Source organism: Nocardia brasiliensis IFM 10847 (genome assembly GCF_000710915.1).
In the GTDB taxonomy this organism is placed as follows: domain Bacteria; phylum Actinomycetota; class Actinomycetes; order Mycobacteriales; family Mycobacteriaceae; genus Nocardia; species Nocardia brasiliensis_A.
This window is the reverse complement of the sequence record NZ_BAUA01000102.1, coordinates 1-1,052: the sequence shown is the minus strand read 5'-3', so window position 1 is coordinate 1,052 and position 1,052 is coordinate 1. Positions and strand designations below refer to the sequence as shown.

The window sequence follows — 1,052 nt, the reverse complement described above, 5'->3', positions numbered from 1 at the left end:
GGTCGGCCTGTCCCGGATGGAGCGCGTGGTCCGTGAGCGGATGACCACCCAGGACGTCGAGGCGATCACGCCGCAGACCCTGATCAACATCCGCCCGGTCGTCGCCGCGATCAAGGAGTTCTTCGGAACCTCCCAGCTGTCGCAGTTCATGGACCAGAACAACCCGCTGTCGGGTCTGACCCACAAGCGCCGTCTCTCGGCGCTGGGCCCGGGTGGTCTGTCCCGTGAGCGGGCCGGCCTGGAGGTGCGCGACGTGCACACCTCGCACTACGGCCGCATGTGCCCGATCGAGACCCCGGAAGGCCCGAACATCGGCCTGATCGGTTCGCTGTCGGTGTACGCGCGGGTCAATCCGTTCGGCTTCATCGAGACGCCGTACCGCCGGGTGATCGACGGCAAGGTCACCGACGAGGTCAAGTACCTCACCGCCGACGAGGAAGACCGGCACGTGCGCGCGCAGGCCAACTCGCCGGTCGACGCGGAGGGCCGCTTCCTCGAGGACCGGGTGCTCTGCCGCCGCGGCAACGAGGAGAACGAGCTCGTGCCCGCGTCCGAGGTCGACTACATGGACGTCTCGCCGCGCCAGATGGTGTCGGTCGCGACCGCGATGATCCCGTTCCTCGAGCACGACGACGCCAACCGCGCCCTGATGGGTGCGAACATGCAGCGTCAGGCTGTGCCGCTGATCCGTTCCGAGGCCCCCGTGGTGGGCACCGGCATGGAGCTGCGCGCCGCCGTCGACGCCGGCGACGTCGTGGTGAACGAGAAGGGCGGTGTGGTCGAGGAGGTTTCGGCCGACTACGTCACCGTGATGGCCGACGACGGCACGCGCAAGAGCTACCGGATGCGCAAGTTCGCCCGTTCCAACCAGGGCACCTGCGCGAACCAGCGGCCGATCGTGGACGAGGGTCAGCGGGTCGAGACCGGTCAGGTGCTCGCCGATGGTCCGTGCACCGAGAACGGTGAGATGGCGCTGGGCAAGAACCTGCTCGTGGCGATCATGCCGTGGGAGGGCCACAACTACGAGGACGCGATCATCCTGTCGCAGCGCC

At 68.3% G+C, this 1,052-nt stretch carries 1 pseudogene; it reads left to right on the top strand.

From position 1 onward, the window contains the following. Positions 1-1,052 (top strand): annotated as a pseudogene (locus tag NBRGI_RS21815) (DNA-directed RNA polymerase subunit beta); the annotation flags it as partial.